Origin of the sequence: Lelliottia sp. WB101 (genome assembly GCF_003051885.1) — a bacterium.
Classification (GTDB): Bacteria; Pseudomonadota; Gammaproteobacteria; order Enterobacterales; family Enterobacteriaceae; genus Enterobacter; species Enterobacter nimipressuralis.
In genome coordinates, this window is sequence record NZ_CP028520.1 from 1,618,047 (window position 1) to 1,641,704 (window position 23,658).

The 23,658-nt window shown below is 54.1% G+C and carries 26 protein-coding genes and 2 pseudogenes; 22 read left to right on the forward strand and 6 right to left on the reverse strand.

The features are described 5' to 3' along the window. Positions 1-22 precede the first annotated feature (22 nt). Positions 23-994, reverse strand: a complete 972-nt coding sequence (gene lsrR, locus DAI21_RS07765; RefSeq protein ID WP_102104835.1) for a transcriptional regulator LsrR — start codon at positions 992-994, stop codon at positions 23-25. 217 nt (positions 995-1,211) lie between these two features. On the opposite strand from lsrR, the gene lsrA reads away from it, so the two are divergent. The 6 genes from lsrA to lsrG are packed head-to-tail and all read left to right on the forward strand — an operon-like array spanning position 1,212 to position 6,898. Next, positions 1,212-2,699, forward strand: a complete 1,488-nt coding sequence (gene lsrA, locus DAI21_RS07770) for an autoinducer 2 ABC transporter ATP-binding protein LsrA (protein ID WP_107702793.1) — start codon at positions 1,212-1,214, stop codon at positions 2,697-2,699. Then, complete coding sequence (gene lsrC, locus DAI21_RS07775; RefSeq protein ID WP_107702794.1) at positions 2,696-3,727, forward strand: autoinducer 2 ABC transporter permease LsrC; 1,032 nt, start codon at positions 2,696-2,698, stop codon at positions 3,725-3,727. The genes lsrA and lsrC overlap by 4 nt, the downstream gene beginning before the upstream one ends. Continuing rightward, positions 3,728-4,711 carry an autoinducer 2 ABC transporter permease LsrD gene (gene lsrD, locus DAI21_RS07780; protein WP_107702795.1) on the forward strand — a complete coding sequence of 328 codons (984 nt, stop codon included), beginning with the start codon at positions 3,728-3,730 and terminating at the stop codon, positions 4,709-4,711. Then, positions 4,708-5,709, forward strand: a complete 1,002-nt coding sequence (gene lsrB, locus DAI21_RS07785; protein ID WP_100778829.1) for an autoinducer 2 ABC transporter substrate-binding protein LsrB — start codon at positions 4,708-4,710, stop codon at positions 5,707-5,709. The genes lsrD and lsrB overlap by 4 nt, the downstream gene beginning before the upstream one ends. 11 nt (positions 5,710-5,720) lie before the next feature. Further along, positions 5,721-6,608 carry a 3-hydroxy-5-phosphonooxypentane-2,4-dione thiolase gene (gene lsrF, locus DAI21_RS07790; RefSeq protein WP_100778830.1) on the forward strand — a complete coding sequence of 296 codons (888 nt, stop codon included), beginning with the start codon at positions 5,721-5,723 and terminating at the stop codon, positions 6,606-6,608. Beyond that, positions 6,605-6,898, forward strand: a complete 294-nt coding sequence (gene lsrG, locus DAI21_RS07795; protein ID WP_100778831.1) for a (4S)-4-hydroxy-5-phosphonooxypentane-2,3-dione isomerase — start codon at positions 6,605-6,607, stop codon at positions 6,896-6,898. Before lsrF ends, lsrG begins: the two co-directional genes overlap by 4 nt. A gap of 85 nt (positions 6,899-6,983) precedes the next feature. Here the strand turns inward: lsrG and ygjG are convergent, their stop codons facing one another. Further along, positions 6,984-8,363 carry a putrescine aminotransferase gene (gene ygjG / locus DAI21_RS07800; RefSeq protein ID WP_181826894.1) on the reverse strand — a complete coding sequence of 460 codons (1,380 nt, stop codon included), beginning with the start codon at positions 8,361-8,363 and terminating at the stop codon, positions 6,984-6,986. A gap of 435 nt (positions 8,364-8,798) precedes the next feature. Between ygjG and DAI21_RS07805 the strand changes: the two genes are divergently transcribed. Both DAI21_RS07805 and DAI21_RS07810 read left to right on the forward strand, forming a co-directional pair. Further along, positions 8,799-10,319 (forward strand): PAS domain-containing methyl-accepting chemotaxis protein, encoded by a 1,521-nt coding sequence (locus DAI21_RS07805; RefSeq protein WP_102104830.1) that lies wholly within the window; start codon positions 8,799-8,801, stop codon positions 10,317-10,319. 341 nt (positions 10,320-10,660) lie between these two features. Continuing rightward, positions 10,661-12,220: a methyl-accepting chemotaxis protein gene (locus DAI21_RS07810; protein WP_107704227.1), complete on the forward strand. Its 1,560-nt coding sequence runs from the start codon at positions 10,661-10,663 to the stop codon at positions 12,218-12,220. On the opposite strand, the gene DAI21_RS07815 is transcribed toward DAI21_RS07810, so the two are convergent. Beyond that, complete coding sequence (locus DAI21_RS07815; protein ID WP_107702796.1) at positions 12,217-12,765, reverse strand: PadR family transcriptional regulator; 549 nt, start codon at positions 12,763-12,765, stop codon at positions 12,217-12,219. The genes DAI21_RS07810 and DAI21_RS07815 overlap by 4 nt on opposite strands. A 234-nt stretch (positions 12,766-12,999) precedes the next feature. Here DAI21_RS07815 and DAI21_RS07820 point away from each other — a divergent pair, with 234 nt between their 5' ends. Further along, positions 13,000-13,764, forward strand: a complete 765-nt coding sequence (locus DAI21_RS07820) for a siderophore-interacting protein (RefSeq protein ID WP_107702797.1) — start codon at positions 13,000-13,002, stop codon at positions 13,762-13,764. Here DAI21_RS07820 and DAI21_RS07825 read toward each other — a convergent pair whose 3' ends face one another. Further along, positions 13,765-14,934 carry a DNA repair protein gene (locus DAI21_RS07825; protein ID WP_107702798.1) on the reverse strand — a complete coding sequence of 390 codons (1,170 nt, stop codon included), beginning with the start codon at positions 14,932-14,934 and terminating at the stop codon, positions 13,765-13,767. Between the two features lie 269 nt (positions 14,935-15,203). Between DAI21_RS07825 and DAI21_RS07830 the strand changes: the two genes are divergently transcribed. Next, positions 15,204-15,527 carry a DUF1889 family protein gene (locus DAI21_RS07830; protein WP_100778837.1) on the forward strand — a complete coding sequence of 108 codons (324 nt, stop codon included), beginning with the start codon at positions 15,204-15,206 and terminating at the stop codon, positions 15,525-15,527. Between the two features lie 192 nt (positions 15,528-15,719). Here DAI21_RS07830 and DAI21_RS07835 read toward each other — a convergent pair whose 3' ends face one another. Together DAI21_RS07835 and DAI21_RS07840 are read right to left on the reverse strand one after the other, a co-directional pair. Then, positions 15,720-16,754, reverse strand: a complete 1,035-nt coding sequence (locus DAI21_RS07835; RefSeq protein ID WP_107702799.1) for a tyrosine-type recombinase/integrase — start codon at positions 16,752-16,754, stop codon at positions 15,720-15,722. After that, entirely contained in the window at positions 16,754-17,329 is a 576-nt protein-coding gene (locus DAI21_RS07840; RefSeq protein ID WP_107702800.1) for a phage repressor protein CI, read from the reverse strand. Before DAI21_RS07840 ends, DAI21_RS07835 begins: the two co-directional genes overlap by 1 nt. A 133-nt stretch (positions 17,330-17,462) precedes the next feature. Between DAI21_RS07840 and DAI21_RS07845 the strand changes: the two genes are divergently transcribed. From DAI21_RS07845 to DAI21_RS07895, 12 genes and pseudogenes are all read left to right on the forward strand, one after another. Continuing rightward, positions 17,463-17,726 carry a hypothetical protein gene (locus DAI21_RS07845; RefSeq protein WP_102104824.1) on the forward strand — a complete coding sequence of 88 codons (264 nt, stop codon included), beginning with the start codon at positions 17,463-17,465 and terminating at the stop codon, positions 17,724-17,726. Between the two features lie 116 nt (positions 17,727-17,842). Further along, the gene (locus DAI21_RS07850) at positions 17,843-18,181 is read left to right on the forward strand and encodes a DUF5347 domain-containing protein (RefSeq protein WP_107702801.1); all 339 of its coding nucleotides are present in this window, start codon (positions 17,843-17,845) and stop codon (positions 18,179-18,181) included. A gap of 66 nt (positions 18,182-18,247) precedes the next feature. After that, on the forward strand, positions 18,248-18,475 hold the full coding sequence (locus DAI21_RS07855; RefSeq protein WP_102104822.1) for a DUF2732 family protein: 228 nt from the start codon (positions 18,248-18,250) through the stop codon (positions 18,473-18,475). Continuing rightward, the gene (locus tag DAI21_RS07860; RefSeq protein WP_102104821.1) at positions 18,475-18,696 is read left to right on the forward strand and encodes a TraR/DksA family transcriptional regulator; all 222 of its coding nucleotides are present in this window, start codon (positions 18,475-18,477) and stop codon (positions 18,694-18,696) included. Before DAI21_RS07855 ends, DAI21_RS07860 begins: the two co-directional genes overlap by 1 nt. Position 18,697: 1 nt before the next feature. Next, positions 18,698-20,749, forward strand: a complete 2,052-nt coding sequence (locus tag DAI21_RS07865; protein WP_107704228.1) for a replication endonuclease — start codon at positions 18,698-18,700, stop codon at positions 20,747-20,749. 176 nt (positions 20,750-20,925) lie between these two features. Then, on the forward strand, positions 20,926-21,369 hold the full coding sequence (locus DAI21_RS07870; protein WP_107702802.1) for a DinI-like family protein: 444 nt from the start codon (positions 20,926-20,928) through the stop codon (positions 21,367-21,369). A 333-nt stretch (positions 21,370-21,702) separates the two neighbouring features. Then, positions 21,703-21,906 (forward strand): tail protein X, encoded by a 204-nt coding sequence (locus DAI21_RS07875; RefSeq protein ID WP_102104819.1) that lies wholly within the window; start codon positions 21,703-21,705, stop codon positions 21,904-21,906. After that, positions 21,897-22,117: pseudogene (locus tag DAI21_RS23180) on the forward strand (primosomal protein). The gene DAI21_RS07875 and the pseudogene DAI21_RS23180 overlap by 10 nt, the downstream one beginning before the upstream one ends. Continuing rightward, positions 22,101-22,610 carry a lysozyme gene (locus tag DAI21_RS07885; protein WP_107702803.1) on the forward strand — a complete coding sequence of 170 codons (510 nt, stop codon included), beginning with the start codon at positions 22,101-22,103 and terminating at the stop codon, positions 22,608-22,610. Before DAI21_RS23180 ends, DAI21_RS07885 begins: the two are co-directional and overlap by 17 nt. Continuing rightward, a pseudogene (locus tag DAI21_RS07890) lies at positions 22,607-22,951 on the forward strand (LysB family phage lysis regulatory protein); the annotation flags it as partial. The gene DAI21_RS07885 and the pseudogene DAI21_RS07890, both read left to right, overlap by 4 nt. Further along, positions 22,875-23,135 (forward strand): Rz1-like lysis system protein LysC, encoded by a 261-nt coding sequence (gene lysC, locus DAI21_RS23185; protein ID WP_234419518.1) that lies wholly within the window; start codon positions 22,875-22,877, stop codon positions 23,133-23,135. The pseudogene DAI21_RS07890 and the gene lysC, both read left to right, overlap by 77 nt. After that, a complete protein-coding gene (locus DAI21_RS07895; RefSeq protein ID WP_107702804.1) occupies positions 23,128-23,595 on the forward strand; it encodes a phage tail protein in 468 nt (155 codons plus the stop codon). Before lysC ends, DAI21_RS07895 begins: the two co-directional genes overlap by 8 nt. The last annotated feature ends 63 nt before the right edge of the window (positions 23,596-23,658 follow it).

The following is a 23,658-nucleotide window of genomic DNA, read 5'->3' on the forward strand; positions in this document are numbered from 1 at the left end:
GTGTTGGCACGGGGCAAGTGGCTTATTTCGCCAGGGCAAGCACCGCGCGGGCTGTCGTCTCTTCCGTCACCAGGCCATTAATAAGTCGACCTTTCAGTGCGGCGTAAATCGCATCTGCTTTCTCTTCCCCTCCGGCCACGCCGACGATGGTTGGCAACTGCGCCAGTTCCTCGAGCGTGACGCCGAGCAATTCCTGATGAATCTCCAGGTCGGGCACCCGTTCGCCTGCGGCATTGAGGAAATAGCCGAGGATGTCGCCGACCGCACCTTTGCGCGCATACATGAGCTGCTCGCCTTCGCTGATATAGCCCGAGCGCAAAATGGTGGCGTCACGGCGCTGATTCACGGAGCCAATACCCACCACGGCGGCGTCGGCGGCGGTGGCGGCGAGGATCACGTCCCGCACGCTGGCTTCGCGTTTTAAAATGCCGGCAACGTCTGCCGATGAAACCCGCAGCGGGGCCGGGATCATGCTGATGCTACAGGCCGCATCCAGCTGACCGATGCCGGTCATATAAGGACCCACGCCGCCGGAAAGCGTCACCAGCCGCACCTGCTGTGAGCTAATAAAGCCGCTTAAGTGCTGAATGCAGCTCATGGTCGCTTCACCAAATCCCACCGCCAGCAGCTGTCCCGGTTCCAGTAACCCCATCAGCGACTGCGCTGCGCCAATCCCCAGCCGCACGTTCATCGGCGCAGTATTCAGGGCTGGCACCACGCGAACCATTTTCAGGTTAAAGCGCTGCTGCAGCTCAGTCTCCAGCGCCAGACACCCCTCATAGCGGGAATTTATCTGTACGCGGATCACCCCGGACTGACGCCCTTTTTCCAGTAAACGGGAGATCTTCAGGCGCGGCAGCCCTAAGCGCTCGCCAATATCGTTCTGCGTCAGGCCGTCGTGGTAGTAACACCACGCCACCCTGGCGACCAGTTCTTCTTCTGCCAGCGCCAGCCCGGCAAACCGACTCTCTTCGGCAGTGCGTTTATCGCCCATATTTGAACTCTTATAAAAATTTAGATCATATGTTCGCTCAGACGCGGGCAGAAAGTGTGAGCCACGCGGCAAAACGGATCTTTAAAGAAACAACGCAGAGTTATCAGGATCTGAATCGATAAAACTGTGATCCCTGCACGGTTGTAAATATAGTTCACCGTCTACGCTTTTGAACATTATTAAATCAAAAAATCATTTGTTCAATAGCGGAGCGATGATGACAGTCCTGATCGAAGCGCGTGATATCCACAAGCAGTTCTCCGGCGTACCGGTGCTGAAAGGCATTGATTTCACGCTGCTATCCGGTCAGGTCCATGCTCTGATGGGCGGCAACGGCGCGGGAAAATCGACGCTGATGAAAATTATCGCCGGGGTGGAATCGCCCGACGGCGGTGAACTTTATGTTGAAGGCAAGCCATTTGCGCGCCTCAAGCCCGGCCAGGCACACCAGCTGGGGATCTACCTGGTGCCGCAGGAGCCGATGCTGTTTCCCAATCTCACCGTGCGCGAAAACATCCTCTTTCGTCTGCCGCGCGGAACGCAACACGAAAAAAGCCTCGCCGATAAACTCCAGCAGCTGCAGTGTCAGCTGAATCTCGACGCCGCTGCCAGCACCCTGGAAGTGGCAGATCAGCAGATGGTGGAGATCCTGCGCGGATTAATGCGCGAGGCGAAGATCCTGATCCTCGATGAACCGACCGCTTCACTCACGCCGGGGGAAACGGAACGCCTGTTCCGCCAGATCCGCGCATTGCAGGATCTCGGGGTCGGCATCGTGTTTATCTCTCATAAATTGCCGGAGATCCGCCAGCTCGCCAGCCACATCTCGGTGATGCGCGACGGGGCGGTGGTGTTGAGCGGCGAAACCTCGGCCTATGACGACAGCGCCTTAATCGCCGCCATGACGCCGGTCAGCCGCGAGCACGCCTTAAGCGATACGCAAAAACTGTGGCTGGCGCTGCCGGGCAATCGCCGCACGCAGGCGCAGGATTTCCCGGTGCTGCGGGTGGAAGATCTGACGGGCGAAGGCTTTATCGATCTCAATGTCGAGATCTACGCCGGGGAGATCGTCGGCCTGGCGGGGCTGGTGGGATCCGGCCGCACCGAGTTCGCGGAGACGCTCTACGGGCTGCGGCCCGCACGCGGCGGGCGGATCTGGCTGGAGAACCAGGAGATCGGCGGCGATTCCGTCCTGTCGCGTCTCGCCAAAGGGCTGGTCTATCTCCCGGAGGACAGGCAAGTTTCCGGATTGTTTCTCGATGCGCCGATCCGCTGGAACACCGTGGCGCTGAATGAGCCGTCCCTCTGGCAGCAGCGCAAGCGGGAAGCGGCGGTGGTGGAGCGTTACCACCGGGCGCTCGGGATCAAACTCAACCACCCGGATCAAACCGTGCGCACGCTCTCCGGTGGCAATCAGCAGAAGGTGCTGCTGGCCCGCTGTCTGGAAGCCAATCCGCTGCTGCTGATCGTGGATGAGCCGACGCGCGGCGTCGATGTTTCGGCGCGCGCGGACATCTACCAGTTGATCAAAAGCGTGGCGGCGCAGAACGTGGCGGTGCTGATGATCTCCAGCGATCTCGATGAATTTCCGGGTCTCGCCGACCGCGTGCTGGTGATGCATCAGGGCGTGCTCAGCGGTGAACTGCCGCGCCACGCCGTCAGCCTCGATCGGATGATGGCGCTGGCCTTTGGAGGACAATCATGAAGACGTTACTGAAGAACCGCGAGCTGAGCGCCTTTCTCGCCATTCTGGCGCTGTTCGGCGTGCTGGTGGCGCTTAATCCGGCGTATTTGAGCTTTCAGACGCTGGGGATGATTTTCGCCAGTTCGCAAATCCTGATCCTGCTAGCTTTGGGCGCGACGCTGGTGATGCTGACGCGCAACATTGATGTGTCGGTTGGCTCGACGGTCGGGCTGTGTGCGATCGCCGTCGGCGTGGCGCTTAACAACGGCTACAGCCTGCCGGTGTCGATGCTTTTTGCGGTCGCCATTGGCGCGCTGGCCGGGGCCTTTAACGGCCTGCTGGTGGTTGGGCTGCGTATTCCGGCGATTGTCGCCACTCTCGGCACGCTGGGGCTATATCGCGGGGCGATGCTGCTGTGGACCGGCGGGAAGTGGATCGAAGGATTACCGTCGAGCCTGAAAGCCCTGTCGGAACCTGTCGCCGTCGGTGTTTCGCCGCTGGGTATGGTGGTGCTGTTTCTGGCGCTGATTGGCGCGTGGACGTTGTCGCGCACCGCGTCAGGCCGTGATTTTTATGCCGTGGGCGATAACCTGGCCGCCGCGCGTCAACTCGGTGTGGCGGTAAACCGCACCCGGATGATCGCGTTTACCCTCAACGGCGTGCTGGCCGCCTGCGCCGGGATCGTCTTTGCGTCGCAGATCGGTTTTGTGCCGAACCAGACTGGCAGCGGGCTGGAGATGAAAGCCATCGCCGCCTGCGTGCTGGGCGGAATCTCCCTTCTCGGCGGCACCGGCACCCTGATTGGCGCGTTTCTCGGCGCCTTCTTCCTCACGCAAATCGACACCGTGCTGGTGCTGTTCAAGCTCCCGGCCTGGTGGAATGACTTTATCGCCGGGCTGGTCTTGCTCGGTGTGCTGGTCCTCGACGGGCGTCTGCGTCAGGCGCTGGCGCGTCATCAGCGCGCGCTGAAGTACAGTCGTTTCCAGCCCGGCAACAAAGGGGGAAAGCACGTCACCCCGTTTCCGAAACGCAAAAAAGAGGTAGCGTAAATGAAGCTTAACTGGGAAAGCGCGCTGCTGATTTTACTGGTGCTGGAGATTCTGCTGTTCGGGGCCATCAACCCACGGATGCTGGATATCAACATGCTGCTGTTCAGCACCAGCGATTTCATCTGCATCGGCATTGTGGCGCTGCCGCTGACGCTGGTGATCATCAGCGGCGGGATTGATATTTCGCTCGGATCGACCATTGGCCTGTGTGCGATTGCGCTGGGCGTGATGATGCAGGCCGGCTGGCCCATGACGCTGGCGATACCGCTCACGCTGGTGCTCGGCCTGCTGTGTGGCCTGTTTAACGCGGCGCTGCTCCACTACACCGGCATCAGCCCGCTGGTGATTACCCTCGGTACGCTCTACCTCTACGGCGGCGGGGCGCTGCTGCTCTCCGGCATGGCAGGCGCGACCGGCTACGAAGGCATCGGCGGCTTCCCGGACAGCTTTACCGCCTTCGCCAATCTGACGCTGTTCGGCCTGCCGATTCCGCTGGTGTTGTTCGCGGTGATTTCCTTCTTCTTCTGGCTGATCACCCATCGCGGGCGCTTTGGTCGGCACCTGTTTTTGATTGGACAAAACCCGCGTGCGGCGCGCTACGCCGCCCTGTCGGTGAACGGGATGCCGTATGCGTTGTACGGGCTGGTGGGCGTGGCCTCGGCGATCGCCGCGCTGGTGATGGTCTCCTATTTCGGCTCGGCGCGCTCCGATCTGGGGCGCGATCTGCTGATGCCCGCGCTCACGGCGGCGGTGCTCGGCGGGGCGAATATTTATGGCGGTTCAGGTTCGGTTGTGGGTACAGCGCTGGCGGCATTGCTGGTGGGGTATCTGCAACAGGGTTTACAGATGGTCGGCATCCCCAACCAGGTGTCGAGCGCGCTGTCAGGGGCGCTGTTGGTTGTGGTGGTGATGGGACGTTCGCTGAGTCTGCACCGTGAATGGCTGCGCACTCTTCTCACAAAAAATACCCGGAGCGTAAGATGAAAACAAAACTGATAGTCCTGGCGATGGCGTTAAGCTTTGCCTCGGCGCAGGCCGCCGAACGGATTGCGTTCATTCCTAAACTGGTGGGCGTCGGCTTCTTTACCAGCGGCGGGAACGGCGCCAAAGAGGCGGGTAAAGATTTGGGCGTGGACGTTACCTACGATGGCCCGACCGAACCGAGCGTCTCCGGCCAGGTGCAGCTCATCAACAACTTCGTTAACCAGGGCTTCAACGCCATTATCGTCTCCGCCGTATCGCCGGACGGACTCTGCCCGGCGCTGAAACGCGCGATGCAGCGCGGCGTGAAAGTGCTGACCTGGGATTCCGACACCAAACCTGAATGCCGCAGCATCTATATCAACCAGGGTACGCCGGAGCAGCTCGGCAGTCTGCTGGTGGATATGGCCGGAAAACAGGTCACGAAACCGGACGCCAAAGTCGCGTTCTTCTACTCCAGCCCAACCGTGACAGACCAGAACCAGTGGGTGAAAGAGGCGAAAGCCAAAATCGAGAAAGACCACCCGCAGTGGCAAATCGTCACCACCCAGTTTGGCTATAACGACGCGACCAAATCCCTGCAAACCGCCGAGGGGATCTTAAAAGCCTACCCGGATCTGGATGCGATCATCGCGCCGGACGCTAACGCGCTGCCAGCGGCGGCGCAGGCGGCGGAGAATCTCAAGCGCGAAGGGGTGGCGATTGTCGGTTTTAGTACGCCGAACGTTATGCGTCCGTACGTCGAGCGCGGCACGGTAAAAGCCTTCGGCCTGTGGGATGTGGTCCAGCAGGGCAAAATTGCGGTCAATGTCGCCGATCATTTGCTGAAAAAAGGCGATCTTAACGTGGGCGACAGCGTGGATGTGAAAGGCATCGGCGTGCTGAAAGTCGAGCCTAACAGCGTGCAGGGTTATCAGTATGAGGCGAAGGGGAACGGCATCGTGCTGCTGCCGGAGCGCGTGGTGTTCACCAAAGAGAACATTGATAAATACGACTTCTGACGGGGGAGAACATGGCTGATTTAGATGACATCAAAGACGGAAAAGATTTCGGTATCGGCACGCCGCAGCAGAACGTGCCCTTTACTCTGAAGGGCTGCGGCGCGCTGGACTGGGGGATGCAATCCCGGCTTGCGCGCATCTTCAACCCGAAAAGCAACCGCACCGTAATGCTCGCCTTCGACCACGGCTATTTCCAGGGACCGACCACCGGGCTTGAGCGTATCGACCTGTCGATTGCTCCGCTGTTTGCCGAAACCGACGTGCTGATGTGTACCCGTGGGATTTTGCGAAGCACCGTTCCGCCAGCCACCAACAAACCGGTGGTGCTGCGCGCGTCGGGCGGTAACTCGATTCTGGGCGAGCTGTCAAACGAGTGCGTGGCGGTGGCAATGGAAGACGCGCTGCGCCTGAACGTCTGCGCGGTGGCGGCGCAGGTGTATATCGGCAGCGAGTTTGAGCACCAGTCCATCAACAACATTATCAAGCTGGTGGATGCGGGCAATCGCTACGGCATTCCGACCCTGGCAGTGACCGGCGTCGGGAAAGAGATGGCCCGCGATGCGCGCTATTTCTCGCTCGCCAGCCGAATTGCCGCCGAAATTGGCGCGCAGTTCGTCAAAACCTATTTCGTGGAAGAGGGCTTCGAAAAAGTCACCGCCAGCTGTCCGGTACCGATTGTGATCGCTGGGGGCAAAAAGCTGCCCGAACACGAAGCGCTGGAGATGTGTTTCCGCGCCATCGATCAGGGGGCGTCGGGCGTGGATATGGGGCGCAACATCTTCCAGTCCAGCGCACCGCTGGCGATGCTGAAGGCGGTGAAGAAAGTGGTTCACGAGAACATGAGCGCCCGCGAGGCGTTCCAGTTCTGGCAGGAAGAGAAACAGGGAGAGGTGAAATGAATGTGACGTTAGTGGAAATCAATATTAAACCGGAGCGCGTGGATGAGTTTCTGGAGGTGTTTCGCGCCAATCATGAGGGCGCAATTCAGGAGCCGGGAAATCTGCGTTTTGACGTGCTACAGGACCCGCGCGTGAAAACCCGGTTCTTTATCTACGAGGCTTACAAAGACGAAGAGGCGGTGCTGGCGCATAAGAAGACGCCGCACTATCTGGCCTGCGTGGAGAAACTCGAAGCGCTGATGTCGGAGCCGAGGAAGAAGCGGAGCTTTGTCGGGTTAATGCCGGCGTAAAACTCGCCGGGGAGACTGCGATTTACCCGGCCTACCGATTGCGTAGGCCGGATAAGTGCAGCGCTATCCGGCGAGAGAGTGGCCGTTACGCCTCTTCCACACTCACCCTCATTGCCGCCAGCGCCTTGCGGGCCGCTTTTAATACGGCCTCGCACTGCTCAATGGTCAGCGTTAGTGGGGGTTCGATACGGATGGTTTTCGAGTTGTTCAACGTCCCGGCCACCAGCACGCGCTGGCGGAACATCTCGCTTGCGAAGTTGTAGCCGATTTCGTTATCCACAAACTCGATAGCCATCAGCATCCCTTTGCCGCGTGCATCCTGCACCAGATCCGGGTACTCACGCCCTAACTGCAGGAAACCGTCCAGCAACATATCGCCTTTCTGTTCCGCCTGAGCGGGCAGATTCTGCTCCAGCAGCACGTTGATGGTGGCCAGCGCGGCCGCACAGGCCAGCGGGTTACCGCCAAAGGTGGTGGTATGCAGGAACGGATTATCGAACAGTACCGAGAACACCTCTTCGGTGGCAACGGTGGCACCAATCGGCATCACGCCGCCGCCGAGGGCTTTCGCCAGGCACAGGATGTCCGGCTGCACGTTCTCATGCTCGCAGGCAAACATCTTGCCGGTGCGCCCCATTCCGGTCTGCACTTCATCCAGAATCAGCAGCGCGCCAAACTCGTCGCACAGCTTACGTACCGCAGGCAGATAGCCCTGCGGTGGCAGGATCACTCCGCCTTCGCCCTGAATCGGCTCGAGGATCACCGCAGCCACGTCGTCGCCGGTTTTACGGCACTCGGAGAGCACGGTACGCATCGCGTTGATATCACCGAACGGCACGTGGCGGAAGCCCGGCAGCAGCGGCATAAAGGGTTTGCGGAATGTCGATTTTGCCGTTGCCGACAGTGCGCCCAGCGACTTGCCGTGGAACGCGCCCGTGGTCGCGATAAAGGTAAATTTCCCGCGCGGCGACTGGTACGCTTTGGCGAGTTTGAGCGCCGCTTCGACCGACTCCGTGCCGCTATTACAGAAGAAGCTGTATTTCAGTTTGCCGGGCGTTAACGCTGCCAGCGTTTTCGCAAGCATGGCGCGAAGCGGGTCGAGCAGCTCCTGGCTGTGAAGGGGTTGTTTCTCGAGTTGATTCTGTACGGCGGAAACCACAGTTGGATTACGGTGCCCCACGTTGAAAATTCCAAAACCACCCAGGCAATCTATAAACTCCTGTCCCTGGGTGTCGACAAGCGTATTCAGACTTCCCGCTTGCCACTCTACGGCTCCGTAATCCCCGCCAGCGGTAACAGATTTTCGGTACTCTAAAAATCCCGGATTCACATGTTCTTTAAAGTAATCAATCACCTCTCGATTAAGTTGTTTCATCTCCTCATGGTCAAGCGTTCGCTTTTCGATGAGATTCAGTGCGTGCGCGGTACAGGCGAGAGCCGAGGCGCTGGAAGGTAACCTGTTCAAAATGAGCTCCGGGGGATCGCGTATCACATGATACTGAATTAATTATTGCAGGGATTACGCCACTTCCCGTGACTTAACGAAAATCGGGATAAATGCCAGGTCAACATAATGTTGTGCAAAATTTAATCGTGCCGGAAGAAAAGATACGCGCTTTGCCTCTGGGCTATCTGGCCTGGCGAGTGCTCTGGAATTCGTCTATTGCACCCTTGTAGTGCAAGGTTTGCCACTTAAGGAGGCGTTAACTGGTGGGTCTTTGTGGGTAATTTCTTCGTGAAAGTATTTGAAATCAATCAATTAGAAATGCATACAAAAAGTGCGGTTTAACTGCAATTTGCGATCTCGATCGGATTTAACAACTAAAGATAAATTATTTACCGCCGAAAAAAGATAAACCCACAAAATTAACATTCAAATAACCTGCAAGGGATGCCCATCATGTCCGCTCAACCGTATGTCACTCAGAATGAATATCCTCTGAACGACGATACCACCCTCATGTCCACCACCGATCTCCACAGCCACATGACCCACACCAACGACACCTTCGTGAAAGTGAGCGGCTACCAACTGGATGAACTTCTGGGCCAGCCGCACAATCTGGTGCGCCACCCGGATATGCCTAAAGCGGCCTTTGCCGATATGTGGTACACGCTGAAACAGGGCGAGCCGTGGAGTGGAATTGTGAAAAACCGCCGTAAGAATGGCGACCACTACTGGGTGCGCGCCAATGCCGTGCCGATGGTGCGCGGCGGAGAGGTGACGGGCTACATGTCGATTCGCACCCGAGCCACGGCGGAGGAGATCGCCGCAGTCGAACCGCTGTATAAAGCCCTGAACGAAGGGCGCTGCAATAAACGTGTACATAAAGGGCTGGTGGTGAGTAAGGGCTGGCGCGGGAAATTACCGGCGATGCCGCTGCGCTGGCGGGTGCGTGGCGTGATGGCTGGTCTGTTTGTGGCACTGGCTGCCACGCTTATCGCCACCCATGCGAGCTGGGCGGCGCTGGGCGCGAGCGCGCTGGTGATGCTGCTGGGCACTCTCCTGTTCGAGCAGCAAATCGTGCGCCCGGTAGAGAATGTGGCGCGTCAGGCGCTCAAAGTTGCGACCGGCGAGCGTAACAGCGTTGACCATCTGAACCGCAGCGACGAGCTGGGGCTGACCCTGCGCGCGGTCGGACAGCTGGGGCTGATGTGCCGCTGGCTGATCAATGATGTATCCAGCCAGGTGGTAAGTGTGCGCGATGGCAGCGACCGACTGGCGAAGGGCAATGAAGATCTCAACGATCGCACCCGCCAGACGGTCGAGAATGTGCAGCAGACCGTGACGACGATGAATCAGATGGCGGCGTCGGTGCAGAGCAACTCTGAAACCGCAGCGGCGGCCGATAAACTCTCGATAGTGGCGAGCGACGCGGCAGCGGAAGGGGGCCACGCGATGCAGACCGTAGTGAAGACCATGGATGATATTGCCGACAGCACCCAGCGCATTGGCTCCATCACCAAGCTTATCAACGATATTGCCTTCCAGACCAATATTCTGGCGCTGAACGCGGCGGTTGAAGCGGCGCGTGCGGGCGAGCAAGGTAAAGGCTTTGCCGTGGTGGCCGGAGAGGTGCGTCATCTGGCAAGCCGCAGCGCCAGCGCCGCCAACGATATTCGTAAGCTGATTGATGCCAGCGCCAGCAAGGTACAGTCGGGGTCCGATCAGGTTCACGCCGCCGGGCGCACCATGGACGACATCGTGGAGCAGGTGCAAAACGTGACGCGCCTGATTGCTCAGATCAGCCACTCGACCTCCGAGCAGGCGACCGGTCTGTCTGATCTGACCCGTGCGGTAGCCGAACTGGATGACATCACGCAGAAAAACGCCGATCTGGTGGAAGAGAGCGCCCGCGTCTCGGCGATGGTGAAGCACCGCGCCGGACGTCTGGAAGATGCGGTCACGGTTCTTCATTGATTCAGTAACGTTCAAGAAAAAGCCCGCTTGTTTCAGCTGAAATAAGCGGGCTTTTTTATTCCCGGCGTTGTAATTATATTTGCGCTGAAATGTTAATTTTATATTAAATAACTAAAGTAATTGAATCAGTTATTTATCCCCACCTAAGCCAATTTACCCCAACGCTATTTCAAAAACCGCCTGTCTGACGGTTAAGTAACGATCGATGGCGCGTTATTAATAGATTCAGCCTATCCATTGCAGCGGTTATGAAATATAAAAACGATCAAAGTCATAAAGTTAGCGTAAAAGTTACCGATAACGCTGATCGTCTGAGAAATAATCACATCGATGGAGTATATATGTTCTTACATGACGTAAAGATCGGCACAAAATTATTTCTGGCCTTTGGATTCTTAATTGTTCTGATGGTGGTGAGTGCCAGCCTGTCGCTCCTGAGCCTTAATCGGGCAAATAACGGGATGCAAACCATCATTACCCACGATTACCCGACGACGGTAAAAGCCAATCAGTTAATTGATAACTTCCAGGAATTTGTTAGCACTCAACAGCTCATGCTGCTGGATGAGCAGGGCAAGTATGCTGCCCAGTCGCAGCAGCGGCTGAAAGCGATCAGCGAACAGATTACCGTCATTCTGACTGACCTGAATAACTCCCTGAAAGACGCGAAATCGCAACAGATCCTGACCGGCATCCGCGACGTGCGTCAGCAGTATCTCGACTCCCGCTATCGGATTTTGCAGGCCGTCCAGAACAACGACCGCGCGGGGGCGATCCAGGAGATGATGACCCACACCGTGGATCTGCAACAGGCTTACAAGGCCAAAGTGCAGGAGCTGATCGCGGTGCAAAACAGCGAAATGCAAAGCGCCGGAAAGCAGGTGGACGGCGATTTCAACACCAACCGCTTGCTGCTGGTGATCCTCACCGCGTTTAGCGTGCTGATCGGCAGTGCGATTGGCTGGTTTATCGTGCGATCCATCACCCGTCCGCTGGGCGAGGCGGTGGCGTTTGCTGAAGCCATTGCTGAAGGCGATTTAACCCGCAACATCACCACCCGCACGAAAGACGAAACAGGCTTGCTGCTGCATGCCCTGATGGAGATGAAAACCCGACTGCTGGAAATTGTGCAGCAGGTGCAGTCTGGCTCGGAAAATATCTCCAGCGCGGCGGCGCAGATTGTGGCGGGGAACCAGGATCTGGCGGCACGTACCGAAGAGCAGGCCAGTTCCGTAGAACAAACCGCGGCCTCGATGGAGCAGATCACCGCTACGGTGAAAAATACCGCGGCCCATACGGGTGAGGCGACGAACCTCTCCGCTGATGCGGCGAGCGTGGTGAAAAACAACGGCGAGATGATGAAGCAGGTGACGCAGAAAATGCGCCTGATTAACGAAACCTCTAACCGCATGTCGGATATTATCAACCTGATCGATGCGATTGCCTTCCAGACGAATATTCTGGCGCTGAACGCAGCGGTTGAGGCGGCGCGTGCCGGTGAGCATGGGCGCGGTTTTGCGGTGGTGGCCGGTGAAGTGCGCCAGCTGGCACAGAAAAGCGCTTCGTCTGCCAGCGAGATCCGCCAGCTGATCGAAAGCTCAACCAGTCAGACCCAGGACGGGATGAACCTGGTGGAAAAAGCGAGCGGGCTGATTAACGGTATGGTCGGGAACGTGGAGGAGATGGACGTCATTCTGCGTGAGATCCGTCAGGCGAGCCACGAGCAGACGGAAGGCATCTCGCAAATTAACAGCGCGATTGGCCTGATTGACTCCACTACCCAGCAGAACTCTGCCCTGGTGGAGGAGTCGGTTGCGGCAGCGGCCTCGCTTAACGATCAGGCGATGCACCTGAAAGAGCTGGTAAAAGTGTTCCGCGTGCGCGAAGACGCGCTGGCTTAATCCAGCTGGGAGATCTCCAGCGCCGCGCGGTCGATCACGCCGATGATCTGTTTGAGCTGCGCGTCGCTGAGCTCCCCCTGATTCACTCTCAGGTCGAGAACCGCTTTGAAATTATCCAGCGCCCGCTTCATCTGCGGGTTTTTACGCAGCTGGAAGCCCACGCAGCGCGCTTTAATACGTGCCTGAATGTGTTCCAGATGTTCCTGATTTTCGTCAAGCCACTGCTGTCCGGCTACGGTGATCGCAATCTTCCTGCGCCCGCCTTCCTCTTCCGAAATGGTAATAAACGCCTGATCCTGCAGGAAATCGAGGGTCGGATAGATCACGCCCGGGCTGGGGGTGTAATTCCCCTGAGTCATGCTCTCAATCTCTTTAATCAGTTCGTAGCCGTGGCTGGCGTTACGGGTCAGAATCTCCAGAATCACCAGGCGTAGCTCGCCGTGGCCGAAGAAGCGCTGACGGCGTCCACCGCCGCCGCCGTGATGGTCGGTGCCGCGGCCATGATGGTGATGGTCTCTGTCGAAATCGTCGTGGGAATGTCGCATCGTTTTCTCCTTAATTTGATATATCTAATTTATATCTAAAGTTATCGGATTAGCAATGCAGTTTTCTGTATTTGTAGTATCTATATGAATTTATAGAATTTAATTATGAGTTGATGTGGCGGGAAACCCTTGTAATGTCTATATCAAAAAAAGACTTGCAATCCCGTTTGTTAGCAATCATTATCATTTAAAATTTATTTAGATATATCGTATTCACTTCACGAAGGCATAAACATGACATCGACCCGCTACCCACAACGTGTACGCAATGAACTGCGCTTTCGCGAGCTGACCGTGCTCCGCGTTGAGCGTATAAGCGCTGGCTTTCAACGTATCGTCTTAGGCGGCGACGCGCTGGAGGGCTTTAGCTCAAAGGGTTTTGACGACCACACCAAAGTCTTTTTTCCGGCACCGGGCGCAACCTTTCTCCCGCCGGTAGTCACTGACGAAGGCATCGACTGGGGCGACGGTGTGCGTCCTATGGCGCGTGACTACACGCCGCTGTACGACGAAGCACGCCACGAACTGGTGCTCGATTTCTTCGTGCACGATGGCGGTGTCGCCAGCAACTGGGCGGTGCAGGCGCAAGAGGGCGATAAACTGACGATCGGCGGCCCGCGCGGATCGCTGGTTGTGCCCGAAGATTACGCCTGGCAGCTGTACGTGTGTGATGAGTCAGGAATGCCTGCGCTGCGTCGCCGTCTGGAGGCCATCGCACAACTGCCGGTTCGCCCGGAGATTCACGCAGTGGTGACCGTGGGTGACGAAGCGTACAAGGACTATCTGGCGCATCTGCGTGATTTCAACATCACCTGGATTGTCGGGCACAGCGAGCAGGCGGTGGCGGATCGGCTGGCGACGTTGAACGTGCCTGCCGGGGATTACTTTATCTGGCTGACCGGGGAAGGGAAGGTGGTGAAAAACCTGAGCCGCCAGTTTGAGACTGACGCGATTGATCCACAGTTGGTGCGTGCCAGCGCGTACTGGCACGCGAAGTAATCAGGCCACTTCGTCGAGCTGCGCTGCGTTCACCTGATGTTCAAGCGCGGCGCGCACGTCGTGCAGCGCTTTCTCCTGCTGGGCAAAATAGGACTCCATATTGCTCAGCGAGGAGACCAGCAGCCAGGACTCTTCTTTTTCCAGCTCTGCCAGTTCGTTCACTAATGTGTCAATTTGCTCACGTACCTGCGCCATTTTTTTGCGAATACGTTCCAGATCGTTCAGGCGGTCGCTTGCCATTAGCGGCTCAAAACCCTGCTGCAGACGCGCAACCAGCGAACGAATGGCTTTCACATCGCCTCGCTGTTTGGCCTGGTTGAGCTGCACCATCATGGTGTTGGCTTCTTCTTTCAGATCGTCCGCCACCAGATCCGGGTGGCAGAGCTTACTGGCCTGGCGCCAGAGCCGTTTCAGCTCGTTCTGATCCTCTTCCGACAGATCTTTACCTTTGCGCAGACGCACTTCAGCATCGTGGTGCTGCTCGCGGTATTTCTCGTACTCTTCGTTGGCCTCGTCCCGCGCCTGACGCGCTGGCTCCTCTTCGCGCGTTAAGCCCATTTCCAGCTCTTGCGCCTCGGCCAGCAGATTGGCAATCAGATCGCTTTGCTGCTGAAGATGCTTACGCGCTTCGGCGGCCTGCACGGAGTCGGCGGGCAGGGCGCGCCAGCGCTGAGTCAGCGTCGCCAGCACTTCTACGGCCTGCGCCATATATTGCTGGCAGCGGCGATAATCCTCTTCGCGACGACGCGCCTCCGCCTGCTGGCGACGCAGGTTCAGCTCCGCCAGGGTTTTGCGCAGTTGCAGGATTTGTGACATCAGCGGGCCAAGGCGGGAGAAATAGAGATCGTTGAACTCGTCGAGCTGCTGCACGCGGGCGTTGCGGCGGTCAATCAGATCGCGCAGACGCTCTTCTAATGCACTCAGCTCCAGTTTGCTGGCAGCCACCTGCGGGTCGCGCCATTGGGTCAGTGAGCGCTGACTCTGCAACCAGGCAGTGATAGCCGCCATCGCTGCCGTGTAGTTCTTATTCTCAAGCGCCGCGACGATCGCCTGTAGCTCATCGTCAAACGCTTCACTTTTCAGCCGTGCCAGCTGACTGTAAATGATGTCGTCATCTTCCAGTTCAATGGCATTTTTTATGATTTCTAGCCGCTTGATCGGTGTGCTCATGATGCCTTTCGCTTTAGCGCTTAAGTATTTGAGTTAAGGTTAGTTGTGGTAAGAGCTACAGGAAATAATACACACGGATGATGATCGGCGCGACGAGGGATTTCTTTAGTTTTAGATGTTTGTGAGGGGGTTAATGGTTCGGGTGTGTGGATTGTGCAATGCTTTATGAATGTACCGGAGCGCTCAAGGGTAAGAGAGGGTTTCCGGTGCCGTGACAATCTCTTTGAATTTCCGATCAATTTCAGGCCCTGGTAAAGCGTAGTTACCAGATGGTTAATTTTAAGGATAAGAGTATGCCAACAGTCATTGAGAAAGCATTGGATTTCATTGGTGGTATGGACACTTCCGCGTCAGTGCCGCAGTCGATGGACGAGAGTACCGCGAAGGGAATATTCAAGTATTTGAAAGAGTTGGGTACACCAGCCAGCGCCGCTGATGTGATGGCGCGTGGCAGCCAGGAGGGATGGGATCCGGACTTCACCAAAAAAGTCGCCGGATGGGCTGAGAAAATTAACTCAACTGACCACGTCGTTATCAAGAACCCTGAATACTTTTCTGCGTACATGCAGGAGCAACTCCGGGAGCTCGTGTGAGTTATCCACGCCGCTGATTCATGAATCCTGAAAAAACTAAGGGCTTACGTTTTGGCGTAAGCCCTTTATGTTTAGTGGCCCCTGCAGGGCATGAACCAGCGACCAAGCGATTATGAGTTCCTACAGGAACAACCGAAAAACAATGGTTTATTTTAATTATCATTGACATACATTGCCATTGTTTGCCAGGGTTTACCCATTATTCGCCATTTCGACCGCCACTTTATCGCCACTCATCGCCAAAGGATTGAGCTTAACGGCATCCTCTAAATGGTCTGGAGCAAAGTGCGCATATCGCATTGTCATTTTGATGTCGGTATGGCCGAGGACACGCTGCAAGACCAGAATATTACCACCATTCATCATAAAATGGCTGGCGAAGGTGTGGCGCAAAACATGGGTAAGTTGTCCTGCCGGTAGTTCGATGCCTGTTCTTTCTAAAGCAGAACGGAACGCGCCATAGCATTCACTAAACAACCGACTTTTTCTTTCATCGGGCAGGGAGTTGTAAAGCTCTTTGCTGATGGGAACTGTGCGGTTTTTTCTGCCTTTCGTGTTGGTGTATGTGATTTTGTATTTCGCAAGCTGGCTTTGTTTTAAACTCTCAGCCTCTGACCACCGAGCGCCTGTGGCAAGACAGATTCTGACCACGGTTTGTAAGTCAGGGTGGTCGTGGCGTTGACACTCACCGAGCAGAAGCGCTATCTGGTCGTGAGTTAGCCAGGCCATCTCCATCTCTTCCGTGCGGAAAGGGCGCATATTTTTCAGCGGATTTTCACCCTTCCATTCTCCGAGGCGGTTTAACTCATTGAACACCGCGCGAAAGTAGGCCAGTTCAAGATTAAGGGTGCGAGGCGACACCTCTTTCACTCTGTTTGAACGGGCATATTCACCTTTCAACCGCTTTTCCCGGTAGCGGGAAAACATCTGCGCATCAAAATCACGCGCGCGCGGTTCGCCCATACACTCAAAGGCGTGGTGCATTGCTAACTGACGTTTTAGTCCATCTTTGAGAGTTATGCCGTGTGCGCTATACCACGCATCAATTAGCTCTTTTAGCGTGCGTCTGTCTTCTTTCTCTTCCTGCCAGGGATTTTGTACGGTGTACTGTTCGAAGGCGAGTGCCTCGCCTTTGGTGGCGAATTTTTTTCTAATTCGTTTGCCTTTTGCCCCGTTCGGATAAAGCTCGCAAATCCAGCCTCCAGCAGGGTTTTTACGGACAGTCATTACTTAATCTCGCTGTATATACCTACCACACGACCAAGCGTTTTTATCTCGCGGACTTCGCATTCAAAAGGCACATTTCCACCCGCAACATGAAGCTTCTTACCTGGAAGTAAAGTCAAATCGCGGATATTGATGGTTCCTTCAATATCAATCAGCCAGAGACCGTCAGTCAGGGCCGCATCTTGTTCAATAAAGTGCAGTTTGCCTTCGGTGCGAACAGCGATACCGTCTTTTAGCGCTTTACTAAAAAAATTAGCATCAATACTTAAAGTGGAATTTTTAACGAGTTCACCATCACTTAAAGTGAATGATGCGATCTCTTTGGGATCCGTTGCGGCGGGCTTTCCATCATATTGCAAACCTTCCCCGGTAAGTAACCATCGCAAGCTTGCCCCCGTTTCAAGAACGCACTGTACGGCGAAATCGTACGAAATTGTGCCACGAGAGTAGCGATTTTGAAGGGAACTGGCCGCAATGTTGAAGTGCCTTGCGAGCTGGATTTTTTGATTAAATCCATATACCTGGCAGATGCGGTCCAGTAACTCATCATTGTTCACTTGAGAATCAAGGATCAATATATACTCCTTTGGGTGTTTACTAATGCTCAAATGGGTATTAGTATTGTTGCTAATTCAGGAAAATCAATGGCTGAGGTTGGCAAACAGAGACCATTGATTGCAAACATTATCCAAATGGGAATCATGCAACATGGCTTCTGAAATCGCAATCATCAAAGTGCCTGCTCCAATCGTTACTCTGCAACAGTTCGCAGTGCTTGAGGGGGTATCTGAACGCACCGCTTATCGCTGGACAACCGGTGACAACCCTTGTGTACCTATTGAACCTCGCACCATCCGCAAGGGTTGTAAGAAAGCCGGTGGCCCGATACGCATCTATTACGCTCGCTGGAAAGAAGAGCAATTACGTAAAGCTTTAGGCCACTCCCGTTTTCAGCTCATCATCGGTGCATGACGCCATCTGAGTAAGTTCGATAGCTGATTGATAGATTTCTTTTTACTGTGCGTTTCATATTCCTGAAGCTACAGGGTGTACCGAGAGTGGAACCCCCTTTCATAAGGAGAGAAAGTATGGCTATTGAAGCTGATTCAGCAACCGTTCCACTCAAGACGAGTGAGCGTTTGGCGGGTCTCAATTATGTGGCAGAACTGCGTGCAAAATATTGGGGTTGCAACAATAAAGAACTGGAATGTTTTATCGAGAAAATGCGTGAGAAGCACGACCCCTTATATGAAGATAATATTCGCGCGCTGGCAGCTATTTTTTATCTCGCAAAACTCCCTGTGGCTCGTCATGAGCTGCAATTCAATTCACTGACGTATGATGAGAAAAAATCGCTTATTACTGCAATGAATCATTTCCGTGCAGTAGTGAGTTTATTTCCAAAACGGCTAACCATGCCGAATTAACCCTAAAAAAATACACTGGTGTAAACCCACCGGGCATCCCTTTGCCTAAATTCAGGAGATTACATAATGCGAAATAACGAAATCAATAAAATTGAAACAGATCCCGATAGTTTGGCGGTATTGCTGTCTGACGTTAAAAATGAAGAGCGTAAAGCGCACGCTTTGGTTTTTTCTAAACGCCTTAAAGCAATGGCCCTCCATATTAGTTACCAGGGATTGAATAGTACCGAAGCTGCGGAGTTGCTGCGTGGCGAGGCTGAACATCTTGAGTACGAATCTCAGGTGCAACACTAATGGCTGACGCAATGGATCTCGCACAGCAACGCGAGCTGGAAGAGCGTGAGCGTTACATCAATAGCGCTCGTAGCCGAATTACTGCGCCTTCTCGTCTCATTTGCGAAGCCTGTGATAGCCCAATCCCAGAGGCTCGTCGCATTGCCATCCCTGGGGTGGCATATTGTGTGACCTGCCAGGAAATCACAGAGCTAAAAAACAGAAATTATCGGGTTGGATGACTTGGCTATTCAGCTCGCTTACCCATGGAACGCAGCGCGACCTGCAATAGCCAGCCCATATCTGACCTATGAGCAACAGTATCGCCGCGACCGTATGTTCGCGGCTTTGCTGCATGCGAGAAAGGCGCTTTCTCTCCAGCCGGAGTGCGTGCGTTTTGATATTTACCGCACTGCTGCGCTGCTGGAAAAAAATAAGGGCAGCCAACGAGCCAACGCTTTTTTAATCAGCTTTTGCAAAAAGGCATTGCCACGCGTTGAGCGGGTCGCAAAAAAATACGAGTGTACGGGTATTAATCGCAATGTATCAGCTGCTGTTTTTGGTGGTCATTTCGATACCCAGATTATGCAATATCTGGCATCACGCATGGTCAATATGGTCGCCAGATATAACCGCCTTCCGGACATGTGTCGCGCCGATATTGACCTGCTGGCCGCTGATATTGCTAATTTCATTCGCGCTGAACTGGCTAACATTGACGACATTGGGTTTAGCGAGCTTAAAACGCTGTACACCTGGTACATGCGTGCCGGTTTTATATCCCTGCAATTCAACATTATTCCGCCGCATTGGGAGAAATTCACAAAGAAATATGTCGGGGAGGATGTCATTGCACCGGCAGTAATGCGCATGTTCAGTGAAGTGTGGTGGCGTGGTCGTTTGCGCCGTATTGTGGCTGCATGGCGCGAACACCTGCAAATTGCCGTTGGCAATGTCAGCAAAAAACGGCACGCCTACGCGAGTAAAAACTGCGTGACCGACTGGCGCGAGCAGAAGCGCCGCACGCGTGAATTTCTCAAGGGGCTGGATCTCGAAGACGAAGACGGTAACCGCATCAGCCTGATTGAAAAATACGACGGTTCGGTCGCTAACCCTGCGATACGCCGCTGCGAGCTGATGACCCGCATCCGTGGGTTTGAAAATATCTGCAATGAGCTTGGTTATGTCGGGGAGTTTTACACCCTGACCGCGCCGTCTAAATATCACGCAACAACAAAAGCGGGCTACCGTAACAGCAAATGGAACGGAGCCAGCCCGTCGGACACGCAGAGTTATCTCACCGGCCTGTGGGCGCGTATTCGCGCCAGGCTGCACCGGGAAGACATCCGTATATTCGGTATCCGTGTTGCTGAGCCTCATCATGACGGTACGCCACACTGGCACATGCTTATGTTCATGCTGCCAGAAGATGCAGAGCGCGTGCGCCTCATCATTCGCGATTATGCGTGGGAGGAAGACTGCCAGGAACTCAGAAGTGATAAAGCTAAAAAGGCACGCTTTCATGCTGAGGTTATTGACCCGGCAAAGGGCAGCGCGACCGGCTATGTCGCTAAATACATTTCCAAAAATATCGACGGTTATGCTCTTGAGGGTGAAACCGATGACGAAAGCGGTGAGCTACTGAAAGAGACCGCCTCTTCCGTTTCGGCATGGGCGGCGCGCTGGCACATTCGTCAGTTTCAATTTATCGGCGGTGCGCCAGTGACGGTCTACCGTGAGTTGCGTCGTCTCGCGGATACCGAGACCGCGCACGGCCTGAGCGTTGAGTTTGCCGCCGTCCACGATACCGCCGACGCCGGTGACTGGGCCGGTTACGTTAATGCGCAGGGTGGGCCGTTTGTCCGTCGCGATGATTTGCAGGTGCGCACGCTGTATGAGCCTCGCACCGAATTTAACCAGTATGGAGAGGAAATCGTTTGTATTCGTGGCGTGTACGATTCCGCCGTCGGTGCAGGTACTCCAATTTTAACCCGGCTCACGCAATGGAAAATTGTGCCGAAGCGGGCCGTTGATTTGGCCGTTGACGTTAAGGGCGCTCCTACGCCCTCTTGGAGTTCTGTCATTAACTGTACGGAGAGTGAAAGCGATCCTCCGGTATTCGCTTTATCAAAGCCCTTAGGTCTACGTAAAAGGCGGCTATTGAAGGCTCAACTCAGGCTGCCAGAGCAGGATATTGATATTTATTGCGGGCGTGAGATACAGGTTGGCCAAGCGCGTTGGCCAGACGACTTGAAAAGCCTTTCAACGCCAGAGAACGCTTCGTCTAAGGGCTGAGTGTGAACCCGAATTAAGTGAAATCCGAAGTGTTTTTAGCCGTAGAAGGTTGCGTGCATCCCATTAATATCCATCGATATCATGAAGATACATATGCTGCCTCTGATTTTTTTCTTCCCAGCTTTTAGTAATACGTGCTACTGTATGTATATACAGTTACTCATGGTGGAGGTTGTGTGGACAGAGAGTTAAACGAGCAAGTTATGATTGAGCGAGTCGAGATGATTGCCCGTCTGACAGCTGAAGGAACTTGCCAGGAAAGAGATCGTGAAATTGCCCTGAATTTAATCGCTGAGATTGCGAGAGGGAACTTGATGAAAGGCAATGCCTTTACAGTTGTCTTTTCAGCAACGCCTGCACCAGAAAGATTAAAAAAGAGGGGAGGCTACGTGAAAGTCAATATCGCCTTAGACCAAGAACAAAAAATAGGACAGACGATGGTTGATGCCTTTCAATATGAGCTGACCCGACGAATTCATTCTTTGTTCCCATCAACGCATGTCACCGTTAAAAAGGGTTCTGTGACAGGTGTAGAATTGAGGGGCTTTGATAAAGAGTCCGATCGTGAAGCCCTAGACAATATTCTTCAGGAAGTCTGGGAAGATGAGAGCTGGCGATAGCTATTAATACTCAGCCCATCAAAGGTTATATCCCTAAACAGGGGCTGCTGATACGAACATAGTTAATGCAGTATATGTTAGCACGCCCCCAACCTTATTTTTCCACTCCAGAGTTGTAGCGTTCCGTTTCTGTAGCTCTACGTTCACCTGATTTTATTTACGCTGCTCATTGTCTCATCAGTGGCGGGCATTATGTATTTTGTCATTTATATGAGGGCTTCCAGCGATAAAGGAATGTTGTGCGCGTGATTGCACGTCTGTAAGCAGTAGCCGATTTAACACCTGCTCTGGAAACTATCTTAGATCCGAAAATCCATTTGTTGGGAGCATTTGATGAAGATCTACGCAATGCAGGGGGACACGCTTGATGCTATTTGTGCGCGTTATTACGGGCGTACAGAGGGCGTCGTTGAAACAGTGTTAGAAGCAAATCCCGGTCTTGCTGCTTCAGGCGTTATTGTGCCACACGGCAAGGCGATTGAAATTCCTGAGGTTGATAGCGCAGCAAAAGCTGAGGCTGTGCATCTATGGGACTAAGTCTGGAAAAAATCACAACGTTTGTAGCTTACTGGTTAGCCGTTTGCCTCGCCTATTTTGGGGCAATGTCACCTGAAAAAGTAGCACTCTACGTGGGGGGATGTGTGCCATTTTTACGGCGCTGACGAATTACTGGTTTAAGCGCAAAACATACCGTTATCTGACCTCACTCGGGTTTGATGAGAAGGCGATTCGTGAATTCAATCATTAAGCGCTGCAGTGTAGCCAGCGTACTAATGTTCGCAGCCCTGCTGCCAGACTTTCATTTGCTGAAAACGTCTCCTGAGGGATTAGCGCTGATTGCCGATCTTGAGGGCTGTCGGCTGAGACCTTATCAGTGCAGTGCGGGTGTGTGGACGTCAGGTATTGGCCATACGGCTGGCGTTGTGCCTAAAGAAGATATCAGTGAACGCGAAGCGGCTGTAAATCTTGTTGCTGATGTGCGCAATGTTGAGAAGAGACTTTCTGCGTGTGTGTCAGCCGAAATACCCCCTCGTATATATGACTCGTTGGTTAGTTTTGCCTTTAACGTTGGCGCGGGAGCCGCATGCCGGTCGACGCTGATGTCATTTGTTCAGCGCCAGCAGTGGCAACAGGCATGCGATCAGTTTCCGCGCTGGGTATATGTGAAAGGTATCAGGAATACTGGTCTTGAGAATCGACGTATACGGGAAAAAGCATATTGCATCAAAGGGATTCCATGAAAGTCCTGCTACTTATACTGGCCGGGCTGCTTGCCTCAGTACTGTGGTTGAGCCGCGAAAATCTGAACCTTTCTCGATCATTCGAAAAAGTAAATCAAGTTGCTGGCGAGCAAAAAAACATTATTGCAAACCTGAAAAATCAACTCTCTGTCTCACTGCGAGTAGCCCGAGATAATGAAAACGCGCAGGTCAGGCTGCGTGACGAACTTTCAATGTTGAGTGAGCAGCGGGCAAAGCGTGAGGAGACTATTACAAGGTTGATGAATGAAAATGAAGCTTTACGCCGTTGGTACCGTGACCGTCTGCCTGATGTGGTGCGCCGCTTGCACACCCGCACCGGCTGTGCCTCCGCTGCACGCTGTCTACAACATCTGCCCGAGAGTGAGCTCATGCCCAATGCCAGGCAGCGAACCGATGACTAATGGCGATCTCAGTGCAGATATACGCAGGCTCGAGCAGGCACTGGTTACCTGCGCGCTGCAAATCGAAACCATCAAAGAGTGTCAGGATAAAAGTAATGAATAAACCAAATAGCTTACGTCAGGCATTAATTGACGCTATTCCACAGCTAAGTGCTCACCCAGAAATGTTGCGCTTCTCTGTTGAGAACGGAAATATTGATGCACGTCTCTCCGTCTCATTATCATTTGAAAAGAAATATACCCTGAAAGGTCTTGTTAAAAATTTTGTCGGCGAATCCAATCAACTTTTCGTGCCCCTGTTAGCTTGGCTTCGGGAAAATCAACCTGATATTTTCACGCTGGATGAAGGGCGTAAAAATGGCTATCTCTTTCAGATAGTCATGAATGATGATGAAAGTAAAGATATTAGCTTCAGTCTGCAATTGACCGAGCGGATTCTTGTCACAGAGGAAAATGGCACATTACGCGCCAGTTATTCTCCTGAACCACCGTTACCTGCACCTATTACTCGGCCTAAAGAGTTGTACATTAATGGGGAACTCGTCAGCCAGTGGAGTGAGTAAATTGCCGGTGATAGAAGCCTGATTAAAAACGATACCGTATGGGTTCTGAAATGAACTTAATGA